12 protein-coding genes are annotated in these 12,543 nt (G+C 47.1%); 10 read left to right on the top strand and 2 right to left on the bottom strand.

What is annotated here, in order from left to right:
• The first annotated feature begins 2 nt into the window (after positions 1-2).
• Genes ACJJI4_RS23960 through ACJJI4_RS23925 form a run of 8 tightly spaced genes read left to right on the top strand, consistent with a single transcriptional unit; the run spans position 3 to position 9,990 of the window.
• The gene (locus tag ACJJI4_RS23960) at positions 3-1,496 is read left to right on the top strand and encodes a TIGR03752 family integrating conjugative element protein (RefSeq protein ID WP_444928287.1); all 1,494 of its coding nucleotides are present in this window, start codon (positions 3-5) and stop codon (positions 1,494-1,496) included.
• A complete protein-coding gene (locus ACJJI4_RS23955) occupies positions 1,456-1,869 on the top strand; it encodes a TIGR03751 family conjugal transfer lipoprotein (RefSeq protein ID WP_444928286.1) in 414 nt (137 codons plus the stop codon). Before ACJJI4_RS23960 ends, ACJJI4_RS23955 begins: the two co-directional genes overlap by 41 nt.
• A gap of 2 nt (positions 1,870-1,871) precedes the next feature.
• Positions 1,872-5,024, top strand: a complete 3,153-nt coding sequence (locus ACJJI4_RS23950; RefSeq protein WP_444928285.1) for a conjugative transfer ATPase — start codon at positions 1,872-1,874, stop codon at positions 5,022-5,024.
• Positions 5,021-5,482, top strand: coding sequence for a DUF1525 domain-containing protein (locus tag ACJJI4_RS23945; protein ID WP_444928284.1), 462 nt, complete (start codon positions 5,021-5,023; stop codon positions 5,480-5,482). The genes ACJJI4_RS23950 and ACJJI4_RS23945 overlap by 4 nt, the downstream gene beginning before the upstream one ends.
• On the top strand, positions 5,479-6,666 hold the full coding sequence (locus ACJJI4_RS23940; protein WP_444928283.1) for a TIGR03756 family integrating conjugative element protein: 1,188 nt from the start codon (positions 5,479-5,481) through the stop codon (positions 6,664-6,666). Before ACJJI4_RS23945 ends, ACJJI4_RS23940 begins: the two co-directional genes overlap by 4 nt.
• A 52-nt stretch (positions 6,667-6,718) precedes the next feature.
• Complete coding sequence (locus tag ACJJI4_RS23935; RefSeq protein ID WP_444928282.1) at positions 6,719-8,077, top strand: integrating conjugative element protein; 1,359 nt, start codon at positions 6,719-6,721, stop codon at positions 8,075-8,077.
• Positions 8,078-8,431 carry a hypothetical protein gene (locus ACJJI4_RS23930; RefSeq protein WP_444928281.1) on the top strand — a complete coding sequence of 118 codons (354 nt, stop codon included), beginning with the start codon at positions 8,078-8,080 and terminating at the stop codon, positions 8,429-8,431.
• The gene (locus tag ACJJI4_RS23925; protein WP_444928280.1) at positions 8,425-9,990 is read left to right on the top strand and encodes a conjugal transfer protein TraG N-terminal domain-containing protein; all 1,566 of its coding nucleotides are present in this window, start codon (positions 8,425-8,427) and stop codon (positions 9,988-9,990) included. The genes ACJJI4_RS23930 and ACJJI4_RS23925 overlap by 7 nt, the downstream gene beginning before the upstream one ends.
• A gap of 52 nt (positions 9,991-10,042) precedes the next feature.
• On the opposite strand, the gene ACJJI4_RS23920 is transcribed toward ACJJI4_RS23925, so the two are convergent.
• Positions 10,043-10,489, bottom strand: a complete 447-nt coding sequence (locus ACJJI4_RS23920; RefSeq protein WP_444928279.1) for a hypothetical protein — start codon at positions 10,487-10,489, stop codon at positions 10,043-10,045.
• Positions 10,490-10,608: 119 nt separating this feature from the next.
• Positions 10,609-11,040, bottom strand: a complete 432-nt coding sequence (locus ACJJI4_RS23915) for a hypothetical protein (RefSeq protein WP_444928278.1) — start codon at positions 11,038-11,040, stop codon at positions 10,609-10,611.
• 727 nt (positions 11,041-11,767) lie between these two features.
• Between ACJJI4_RS23915 and ACJJI4_RS23910 the strand changes: the two genes are divergently transcribed.
• Positions 11,768-11,932 carry a hypothetical protein gene (locus ACJJI4_RS23910; protein ID WP_444928277.1) on the top strand — a complete coding sequence of 55 codons (165 nt, stop codon included), beginning with the start codon at positions 11,768-11,770 and terminating at the stop codon, positions 11,930-11,932.
• 97 nt (positions 11,933-12,029) lie between these two features.
• Positions 12,030-12,257 (top strand): hypothetical protein, encoded by a 228-nt coding sequence (locus ACJJI4_RS23905; protein ID WP_444928276.1) that lies wholly within the window; start codon positions 12,030-12,032, stop codon positions 12,255-12,257.
• The last annotated feature ends 286 nt before the right edge of the window (positions 12,258-12,543 follow it).

Genomic DNA, 12,543 nt, shown 5'->3' with positions numbered 1-12,543 from the left:
GAATGAAATCAAACATAGTAATCAAAGCCCTTGCGATTTTCATCGTAGTCATTCTAGTTGTCGTGATCGTCAAAGGCCGAAAGGAAAAGCAGGTGGCAAACCAAACACCTGCCGCCGCAATGGAGTTAACCGGGTTATCCGCAATTGAAAGCGGGCCCGCCCAGGAAGATAACGGATTATCTATTGATCCTCTGGGTGAAGATTTCTTGGAAGACGAGTATGGCGTTGATGTTGATAGTCCTGTTGAGACTATGCGAACGCTCACCAAAGAGACTCGTGCGGTCCGTGAGGATTCGGAGAAACTTCAGGAGGAAAACAAGAAGCTGAAGCAGGAAGTTGAAAAACTTCTGAAAATGGAGGATAGCTTAAACAATCGCGTGAACAGCCGATTCTCTAATGCCGAAAAACAAGCAGAGCAGCAACAGCGAGAACTGGAACACACTCAGGATCTAACTCGTGGCTTGATTTCCAAACTTGAAAAAAAACTCGAAGAATTGCAACAGGGTGGGAGTGCTGAGAAGGGAGGCAAGAAGACAGCCAATGGATATGACATCGGCAGTGCGGGTATACCTAGTGGTCTTGGCTACGACGATAACGGCAGGGAAGTTAATTTTGATGAAATCGTTTGGACCAACCCGATTGATGCCAATGTCGATCCACGCAATCCAACTAAGATTAGTCTTCCTGATTTCGGCTCAGCGGCGGATGAAGTGTTTCCAGAGCTGGAGAAAGGACATACCAAGTATAAGAAAAGAACTAAAGAAGAGCGCTCAATTAAAGCTTATACAATACCCGTTAACGGAACTTTGATTGGCTCTGTCTCGATGACGGCCATGCTAGGTCGTATTCCCATTAATGGCCAGGTGATTGATCCTTACCCATTTAAAGTGATGGTGGGTGAGGAAAACCTATCTTCGAATGACATACATATTCCAGGTGTTACCGGCATCAAGATGTCAGGAATAGCGAAGGGTGATTGGACCCTTTCCTGTGTGAGTGGTGAGATCACCTCGATGACATTCACTTTCCAGGATGGAAGCATTGTTACCTTCCCTGAGCCAGGTACGAAAACCAGTGATCCGATTGCATGGTTCTCTGATAAGAACGGTATTCCCTGCATAACCGGTAAGCGCATAACCAATGCCGCTACATATCTAACTTCGCGTGTGGGCCTGACAGCCGCTGCATCCTATGCCAATGCGGAGGCGGCAAGCCAATTTACTACGCAGACAAACAATAGCGGTGGCCTCACCAGTGGGCTAACCGGTGATCCAAAAATTGTCGCTAAGAACACAGCTATTTCAGGAGGCCTTAATGAGGTAACTGATTGGTTGGACGCTCGCCAAGAAAATTCCTTTGATGCCATCTATGTACCACCTGGCACCGAGCTGGCTATCCACATTAAAGAGGAATTGAAAATTGACTATGACCCTGAAGGAAGGAAGGTAAATCACTATGCGGACATTAACCGTCGTTCTGACCGTCACCTTGATTAGTTTGCTGAGTGCCTGTGCTACAAAGGATTCAATCCTTCCGGTACCTGAGCACGACATGAAGGATGTCTACGATAGACACATGCAGGGCATTGGTGGCGGTCAGTTGTATGACACGCGATCACTGCTTCGTCGCCCGAAGATGGAAGGTGACAATGACTTAAGTTACTACGTGCGGACAGAGAAAACTCAGCTCCAAGCACGATTCAAGACATTGCCCAACCCAACCATGTACGTATTTGTTGCACCTCATCTCGCGGCTGACACACAGGTACCGATTCCTGGATATCTCACTGAATTTAAAATGTGGGAGCAAGAGCATTACGCATTGCCAGGAGAAGTTAGCGACATGGAAAACAGTTTCGGGGGGCAGTGATCATGAGCTTTGCACAGAAGTTGTTGGAGGTGTTCGTACCTCCAAAAGATGGTCATGAGTCGGCGGGTAATGCCCCCCAACCAGAAGCCAAACATGAAGAGCAGACAGAGGGAAAGAAAAAGCCTCTTACTTCAACGGAAGCTGCACGAATCTATAACCGACCATCTTCATTTGTGCAGAAGTTAACTTGGTATGAGTTCCAAACGGAATCACAGACTATCCTCCTCGATGATGGCAAATCAGTTGGAGCCGTTTTTGACGTTGTGCCAATCGCCACCGAGGGGCGGTCATACAACTGGCTACAGGATCGTCGAGATATTATTCAGGATGCCCTTCAGGACTGCTTTGAAGAGCTGTCAAATGGCCCCTGGATTATTCAGCAGTACACCTACGATGATGACAACATGGAGGAATACATCGAGAAGCTCCGTGCCTATCCGAAAGCGTATTGCAAAGATTCAAACTACACGAACGAATGGCTGGATATCATGGAAGCCCACCTGCGGGGGATCTGCAAAGAGGGTGGTCTTTTTGAGGATAAAGAAGTTCTCGATGCACCCTGGGGTGGAAAAATTCGCCGTATTAAGATGGTTATTTATCGCCGGCTTCCAGCGAAGTGGAAATCGTATGCTGGTATGACACCGGAAGAAGAGCTTAATGATGTAATTCAAAAGCTCGAAACTGCATTTAAAGATGCAGGCATTGCCTTGGTCCGTAACAACGGCAAGATGTTCTATGAGTGGATGTTAGGTTGGTTTAATCCTCGCCCCCTGCTTACCAAAGGGGACAAGCGTAAATTCCGCGAATTGGCCAGCTATGTCAGCGAGGACGATTTACCTTGCGGTGATGATCTCGCTGAAAGCTTGTTTTTCAATCTTCCGAAATCAGATGCTGAAAACCAGACCTGGACTTTCGATGATTTGCCTCATCGCTGTATTCGTGTGCATAAGCTTCGTCGTACACCAAAGATCGGTCAGATCTCGGGAGAGGTAGGTTCGGTCACGCCCGATGGAGCGTCTACAGGCAAAGCTAGTTGCATGATGGACAAGATGCCTCCGGGAACCATCATGGCCACAACCATCATTATTACTCCTCAAGACGAGGTCCAGAATCATATTAATCGCATCGATGGTAAGTCAAAGGGCGAATCCGTCGACGCAACGATGGCGCGTAAGGACTGTGATATTGCCAAGAACCTAATGGGCAATAAGCACAAGCTCTATCGTGGAATGATGTGTGTGTATATCCGTGGTGAAAACCTGAAGGATCTTCGTATGAAATCCAATCAGGTCAGCACCATGTTGCTAACCAATCAGTTGGCCCCGGTACGCGAGGAAGACGAGTCCCTCGGTTTAGATGCCTACATCTACAACCTGCCAATGGTGTACGAACCGAAGATGGATCGTAACTATAAGGCCACTCGCCCAATATGGTCCCAGCACCTTGCAAACCTTTCATCGGTCTTTGGCCGACATCGCGGTACAGGTAATCCGGGTCAGACTATGTATAACCGTGGGGGTGAGCCCATTTCGTTTGACCCCTTCCACGGAGAGGATCGGAAGAAAAACGGACATGGTCTTATCCTTGGGCCTACTGGTGCGGGTAAGTCAGCATCTATTACCAACATGGCTTCTCAAATTATGGCGTTGCTGCGGCCACGTTTATACATCGTTGAAGCCGGTAATTCCTTTGGCCTGTTAGCTGATTATTTCGCCGAAAAAGACATGACCGTTAATAAGGTGCAATTAAAGCCTGGTGCAGGTGTAACCCTGCCTCCGTTTGTTGATGCTGACAAGCTACTCGATGGAGATGAAGAGGTGCTGCTTGGATCACGTATTGTCAGTGATACTTCCATGATTACCGAGGATGACCTGAGAGCGCACATACCCGAAAAGATCAAGATCGACGACACCTACAAATCTTATAACGAGCTGACTGAGTTTGAGCGCAAGCAAGTTCGGGACAAGGCTGCTATGGATGTCATCGCTGAGATGATGATGGTGGAAGACAGCGATAGTGATGATGACGGGGATGAGCAACGAGACATCATGGGTGAGATGGAGATTATAGCCACCCTAATGATCACTGGGGGTGAGGAAGAGGAAGCGAAGAAACTTTCCCGTGCTGACCGACGCATGATCCGTGATGCCATTCTAAATGGTGCAAAGAAGGCCAGTTCAGAGGGCCGAAGGACAATGACATCGGACGTTGCCGACGGCTTCATCATGATCAACAAAAACGATAACTATCCAGAGCACCGAAGAATACGTGCATTTGAGATGGGTGAGTCGTTGCGCATGTTCTGTGATGGTTTTGAAGGCGAAGTGTTCAACACCGATGGTGAAGCTTGGCCGGACACCGATGTGACCATCGTGGATCTGGCTACGTTTGCGCGTGAAGGCTACAACGCACAACTTGCTATCGCATATACCTCAATCATGATGCGCATAAATAATCTGGCAGAGAAGCATCAACACGATGAACGTCCAATCGTCATGCTGACTGATGAAGGCCACATCATTACCACTAACCCCCTCTTGGCACCTTTCGTTGTAAAGGTTGTGAAGATGTGGCGAAAGTTGGGTGCATGGTGGTGGGTGGCTACTCAGAACATGGCTGACTTCCCAAGTTCGGCCAAAAAGATGCTGAACATGATCGAGTGGTGGATCTGCTTGGTTATGCCACAGGACGAAATTGAGGATATTGCGCGATTCAAAAATCTGAGTGATGAGCAAAAGCAGCTCATGCTTTCGGCGAAGAAGGAGCCGAAGAAATATACAGAAGGTGTTGTGCTTTCAGAAAACATGGAGGCACTTTTCCGAAATGTACCGCCATCTATTTTCCTGAGTCTTGCCGGTACAGAGAAAGATGAAAAAACTGAACGCGCCACGTATATGAGGCAGTTCGGTATCTCCGAAGTTGAAGCGGCTGAGTATGTTGGGAAAATGATCGACTACTACCGTGGCATTGCTGATGAACCAGAAGTCCCTAAGCCTCGCAGGGTGAGGGATAAGGAAAAGGTTTTAGCTCAAGAAACCTTAGCCCGATTGGAGCGCGAAAGAGCTGCACTCAGCGATGAACAGGCAGACACAAAGGTTGTTGAAGCACTCCGGGATGATCTTCTGGCGGATGAAGAACAGGAGGTTACCTCGTGAACCTTCTGAAATTGTTAGTTCCTATCGTTGTCCTTGCTTGTGCCTCAGCGTCTGCGGAGGACATTTATAGCATTCGGATATTCCAGAATGATTCAATTCAAGTACAGCAGGATATCCGGCTATCTCTAAGAACTCCCGTTATCACTCACAACCTTGATGCTAAGGAACACTCAGAAAGAAAGCTGAAAACCTTGGTTAAAAGTAAAGTTGATGAGGCACCTAAGCGGGGTGGTGTTAAGGAAGCCTATTTGTCGGCCTTTAGCGATATACAGAACGGACCACAATGGAATGCAATTTATCAGGAAATTGTCGCCAGCACGGAGCCTGAAGAAAGAGCAGTTCGATATGGCATCAAGAAAATACCAGCCATTGTGATTAACGATAAGTACATCCTGTACGGCATTCACTCATTGGAAGAGGCGATACGGGTATATGCAGAGAGAGGTAAGAGGCAATGAGAAAAGTATTCTTGGCTGTGTTCGTGCCATTACTAATTTGTGTGTCCTCCCTGGCATTTTCCTACCCGGATTCATGGGAAAACTTTGATCCCAACAATCTTGACGGTGCTCGTGATGAGACGATCGGTAATACTCAGGAGTTGCTCGAAGAACGAGGAACTATCGAGTGCATAGCTTGCCATGGTGAGCAGGATGACGAATATGAGGGCGTCATTACCACGACCGAGATTGTAACGGAAACAATGTCTGCCGCGCTTGCTTGTCTGGACTGGGAGGTTAGAGGTATATGCATATGGATGACTTGCGTCCTTGTGGCATGTGAATTCGATTACTCGGTTAAGGTAAAGAATTTTGTCCCCGAGTTGACCATTCAATCTTATGACCGAGCGAATGGAGAGCCCTGGACTGAATCACAAGATCTTAACCAAGTATCCCAGGGCGATGCGGATTCATCGTGGGTTACAACGATTATTAGCTGGATTGAAGACTACAACGTCGGAAACGTAGGGATTCGTGGCGGTGTCAGTACCGAAGGTTCCAAGAAACAACATGCGAACCTACATTTTAAGTTGGTAGATGCATACGGTAATCCAGCAATCACTGCCTTCAACTCACTGGCTTCATCTGTAGGTGGATATGTTTGTGAAGGAACAACCACCATGTTCTTCCCCTATTTTATTTCCAACCTGGACTCCATTGCGTGGAGATGGGACGTGCCAGAGATGTTTTACCCAATGTCTTGGTTACCTCTGGTCCAAATGTGGGACCTAGGTGATGGTGGAACGGGTATTTATGGGTTTGAAACTAAGACCAATAACTATGGCGCTATCTATCCCAGACATGGGTTCATGACTTCCCAAGATCCATTGAAAGCGGCAGTTTTATCAGCGTTCCGATCGGCCCACTTCATAACTCGCTCTGGTGAGCCGCACCTTTATTTTTCAATCGACGAAGATGATGAGCCAGGTTATTGGCCACCAGGTCCATTGGACCAAGATGATAAGGATACAGGCCAGTGGCAAATGCTTTACCCATACGAAGAAGACGGGTGCAGATCGTTTCCTTACAGTGACAATGAATCAAGTCGTCGTCGTTCAGAAGACGGTAGTTATGTTTGGAACTTTTGGCGTGCCTTTAAGTGCTGCGAGCAAGAAGGTGCAATTCTGATCTTTCACTCGGGTTGATAGCCAGGATGCGTTGACTCAAACGAATTAAGGCAATCTAAGGGGAAATAGGATGATTAACATAAAAACAAGGCTTGTAGCGATAGCGGCGACAATAGCACTTTCAAATGTAGTTCTTGCCGATAGCCGGGAACATTCACCTCGCCTTAAAGGCGCGACAGAGTATCAAATTGGTGGTGGCTATTTTTCAGATGCACCAACAAGAGTCCAAACGGTACCGGTGCTGGAATTGGGTGTCGGTTGGGATATGAATATGGAGTGTGGAGAGTTTGACCCGCGTATTTCAGTGAGCAACCAGCTCAATGGCATTACCGAGGGGTTCCGGGACATGATGGATAACATCATCCAATCCGCTACAGGTGCAGTGGCGAGTTTGCCTGCACTGGCAATTCAGCGTGCTAATCCTGGTCTCTACGACTTGCTGCAGCAGGGTATTTTGCAGGGCAAGATGGACTTTGAATGGGCAGAGACTTCCTGTGAGGAAATGTCTCGTGTTCTGATGGGAGAACAATCGTTCCCGTTTGAGAAGTACAAACTCTCCATCAAGACCAATAACTGGGCTAACGAAATTAATGCTTCGGGTGGTGATGCTATCCGGGCAAAAAAAGCTCTGGATGACACCAACCACGGCAATGGTGGTGCCGAATGGGCCTGTGGAGTCCTTAAGGGAGGAACTGGACAGCAACCTATCCGTGCGCTTTCTGATGTGGTTCAAGTTGGTTACAACATTATGTTTGACCGAGTAAACAGCTGTGCCACCTCCACAGTAGGCACCGCAGATGGCCAGGGGACACCACTGTGGGAGTACTGGAATGGACCTGTTACCGCATCCAACTGGTCAACGCGAGTGCTTGGGGACATAGAAGTAAGAACCTGCGATGGCTGTAAAAAAATGCATGGGACACCTGGTAAAGGATTGACCTACATGCACCGCGACATGACGGATGTACTTATGGACGATTTGGAAGACCTCGTTACGGGCGCTACCCAGTTAACCTGGCAGAACCTGAATCGAGTCTCGGCTCCTCCAGGAGTAATCATCAATGACACCATTATCATGGCAATTCGTAAACGTGATTCTCTGGGGCAGGGTGAGATGATCAGAAAGCTGGCTGGTGAAATTGCTTATGCAAGGCTTGTTGAGCAGGGACGTTTACTGACACAACTATTAAGAACCGGCGTCAAGGAGCCGAATATTGCTGCATTTGAACCTGCAAAATTAGTAGTGAATGACTCGATTGATCAATTGCAGGTTGAACTGGATCAGTTGGATCATGAAATTAAGACCAGACAAGCGATTGCTAAAGAAACCATCGTTAAGATCATGGGGCTTGAGGAAAAACGTATTCAAGAAACAATAATTCATGATCGGGCAAAGGCGACTGGGACTAACCAGTTGGGGACGCCGTGAATGAAAAAGCTTGCAAAAATGTTTCTGATAACTGGGGGGGGATTAATTGCACTCCTGGTTGGAGGAATGATCATATCTGCATTATCTGGACATTCACCGCAACAGATTAGAGAGTTGAATTTAATTCGGGAATGGCTGTGGTTCCGAGTAATATTTTACGTTCTGGTGATTCTATTCTGGACATATCTTTCCAAGAAATTGGCAGCGTATATCTGCTCAAAAAATAAAGAGCTGCCTGAGGGAAGCTGTGAAGAATTGGCTTTAAAAATTAATAAGCGGCGTTTTCATGTGGCTGCGATGTTCCTATTTTTTGAATTGATAATTGTCCAACAATTGGGGGCGCAGTCATGGTAGCGAATAACCTCATTGAAGTTTATTCACTCATGTTTGCCTGGGGCATGTACGGTGCAATATGGGACATTCTCACCGGCTCTGGTATAGCCCTGGTACCATTCATTGTAGCGATAATTAGTAACTTCGCGGATAGCTACACGGCCGGAAATGATGCCGATGACGTAATCCGGGATCTTGAATTTCGTGTCGTTGCTATTGTTTTAGTTCTGATACTTTGCGTAATACCATATAAGGGATGGGGTGTATCGCTGTCGGCAGTAAAGTACGATATTGCGGTTAATGACTGTAATCCTCCTCCTAATACACAAGGGGACGGTGATGACACAGGAACAAGTTTGGATGACAGGTTTTCCAGTATGGGTGGTGGATTGGAAATCCACAAGCCGGTGGCCTGGTCACTTATAACTTTCATCTCCAGCGCAATCACGAACACTGCAATTAAGTCGATGCAGTGCGTTAACAACTACGAATTCTTGCTCATGCGTATGAGTAATATCACAGTTCAAAATGATGTGCTGCGTGAAAGGCTTGGGGACTTTTACGAACAATGCTACTTGTTGGCTCAGTCACGCTACAAGGCAATTGGTGGTACCGTGCCAGCGAATGTTACTGAGCAAGAAGATATTGATTGGATAGGTTCCAGGATATTCCTAAATACGGTAGATGAATACTACTCGCACGAGGAGGCATTCATGGAGGATATGGAACGGTATGGGTTCTCTCGGCAACAGGCCATAAGGGATTCAGATGCGGCAAGAACTAGAGGCGCGCATCCTTACTGTAAGGAAGTTTGGTTAGGTGAGGAGGGGCCGGGAGTTGTTAATGAAGCACTGGGCCTACGCCAGCTCATACTAGATGATATTCCAGTGGATGATGCAGGCGATGTGCTGGAAGATTGGATGGATTGGGGTTATAGAGTTGTATCTCCAGTCAATTTAACTGATACCATAAAGCAAGACCTGTTCATCAAGACGATATTACAAGCGGAGGCTGCGAACCTTCAGTCCAGGACCGAACTGGATATGTCAGGTACGCTAGATACTGATCGAGCTTGGGGGAAAGCAATTTATGATCTTGTTGTTGGTGGTACTGGTGCAGCATTGGGCGTGAGAGAATTTTTGCAGGCCAGTACAATAAGACAGCTAATGAAAATTGCTGGCCCAATTGTACTCGCGCTAATGCAGATGGTAGTGATTATGGCATCGCCCATTGTTATGGTTTTAGCCAACTTCCGTTTTACTGCCTTTACCGCACTGACGATTACCTATTTTAGTCTTGAGTTCATTAATGCAATATGGGCTGCATCTTACTGGATGGACAACAATCTACTTGCGTACTATGTATCTGAGGCAAGATGGTTTGACAACCCAGCAAACAGTGCGATATTGACCGCAGTGACTGGAATGTCAACGGTATTCCTTCCTGTAATTTGGTTGGCCATTATGGGCTACGCCGGATCTGGAATGGTCAGAGGAATGGGTGCAATGGGTGTTGGCCAAGGTTCGCCACTAGGCTCGCAGGCCTTCTCTGGACGCTTTAGAAGACCAAAAAAGAAATAACGGTAAAAAGGCTAGATGAAGTGTGGGAAGCCCCTTTGTGGGGCTTTCCTTTTTACGATAATGGGTTGGGAGGTTCTTTGTCATAGTAGTGCTGAGGATGAGCTTTCCAAATCTCGTCAACAGTACCTTCATCACAGCTACTCTCAATATCGTCTACCTCTTCATCAATGATCGAAAGCAATACCACTGAAAATAGAAACGTAATTAAGCCTATGAATTTGAATAGAGACCACCGCAGCAGTCTATAAGGCCAATATTTTTCCATGTACGTATCCATTGATTGTACTCCTTGAAATATCGCTTGCTTTAAGCCTAGCCAAACCAATAATAAGCCGGTGATAGTTGATGCCAAATGGACCCCTAGAGACGCGAGTTGCCATTGCTTACCAGTGAGCAAAGGACCCAGGCCATACCCAATCAGAGCGACCAGACCCGCGAAGAGAAGGATTATCTGGCCTAGTGCGTTGTAGAAGCGCTGACGACGTTTGAGCCTATGCAAAGGTACAAATCTCCCCAATCAGATCACAAAATAGCCAGTTCGCTCTAGCCCTTACAAATCGGGTAATAGCAGACATTATACCAATGGTTATTCACCTGTTCTGTGGATAATTATCTGGTTTACGCTGCAACTTCTTGCCAGTCTAAAGGTGTGAAACGGCTTTCCATTGTTTCCAGTAGTTCAAGAACCGCTATTTCGCCCTGAGCTACGGCTTGCCGAACATCTTCAATGTTGACCATATTCTTCTCATGGTCCATCCAAGACAAGTGCTGATCATACTTCCCATTTGACCGGTAGTGGCTCTCCCCGCCATATTTACACTTCGGCTCTCGCCAATAGTAGCTATAAGAGATACCGTGTTGTCGTAGGTTGTCCAGTACCACTTCCAGGTGCAAATCACCTAGGCAAACCTTTCCACTGACAAGGATTTTGGATGTACCTTCGTAATCACTAGAGGCCTGGCTATTCACCTCAACTGCGATTGAGGTAAAGAGAGCTGCTACCTTTTCGAGATGTGCGGTACGGACAATTATTGTGGCTTCAATCATCATAATTCTATTCTTTCAGGTTAAAAGAGAGATAGCTGTATTTTCTAAATCCCAGCTCAGATGACGATAATTGTTTACATAGCTTGCTTACGAGATCGGCCTCATTTCCAAGCCGGGTATTGGGTTTGATCTGCATTCGCAAACTCTTTTCAATCTCAGGGTCTCACGAAAGGTTGGACTGGCAACTGTTTTTTGGCTTTATGATCGGTAAGTATCAAAGAATACTTTTCGTGCTGCTTGTTCCGCTTTCAAATACAAACTACATCAAAGCAACAAGCTTCGTGATCAATACAAAGTTTCTCTGCTAGACGCCGATAAGTCTCACTTCTGGTGAGACTGCTAGACCTGTAAAGTTACTCAAATGACTGTTTACTGCGCTTTCCCACGAATGGTAGAAGATGGGTATGCATGGTATTCGCATACGTGGTATCTTTAAGATACTGGCCACGCTATTTACTAGGCTTGGAAAGTGGCAGCTCTCCAAGCCCGCTAACCAAATACACAACTATTAAGGAGTTGTATCATTGGTTACTGCACATACTACCACAGACCGGGTGACACTCAGCCTGCCAGGGGCATTCCTATCCTTTTATCGTCTAATGCTGCGTAGCAAGCCAGCCGCTCGCGGCTGCTGGTGCGCAATGCAGAGCGTTTGCTGAATGATTATCAGCTGGCCCAGCAGAATCTAGACACCACTCAGGAAAAGCCCGCTACGGGTACTAGAAGCTGATTGTGTAAACGCGCCTATCTGTGGGATTTTCGCCGCCGCATCAGCCGTATGAAAGAGGCCCTGTTGAGTTGGGTATCTTCCACTTTGGCGTTTTTCCGGGTTGAGCCCGCACTGATCTTTGAATCCTACAATCCACTGCCCAACGGTTTCGCGGTCGAGTTTTAAATAACCACCACGAGAGATAGCTGGGAGCAGGGTACTCGTGACACATCTACCAAAAATTTACAGGTAGCCTGACTCAAAGACAACTGAGGGAATGGCTATGGAGATTTTCGGTGTGCTGATTGTGGGAATTTATTGGCTGGTGAAGAAGTGGCGACAGCGCAGCCAGGCAGGCGATCACAAACGGCTGGCAGCAGCCAGCAGGGGCAATCCAGGTCGGGGCAGGGGGCTTCGCTGCTGGCGGTACTCTCTCACTCTCGTTTTTGCTTCAAACTGCGCAGATATGCCAATTTTGCGCGGCACCGAATTCCGGGCGCGTGGCCGCTAGTCTTTTGCGCTGAATGTGCAAATACAGGTTGACGCCAAATAGGAGGTTTCTTTGCTTTTCAGTGGGTTAGCGAGTACCTGCGCAAGTGGCGGCATCGAGGACGATGGATCTCTACCAGGCTAACTAAGTCGGGGAAAATAGGCGGCGTTATCAACATCCAATATGTTGCTGACCGCTCTGAGATGCATATTGTATGTATATCAGGACAAGAACCGGGGATTGTCATAGTAAATTCACAGTCTCAGTTGGAGTGCTTAGAAGAGGTAACAGTTCTCGAACATCAAGG

It is taken from the genome of Microbulbifer maximicatervae (SeqCode), assembly GCF_052467305.1.
The sequence above is the reverse complement of the archived record's forward strand: the minus strand, read 5'-3'. Positions and strand labels throughout refer to the sequence as shown.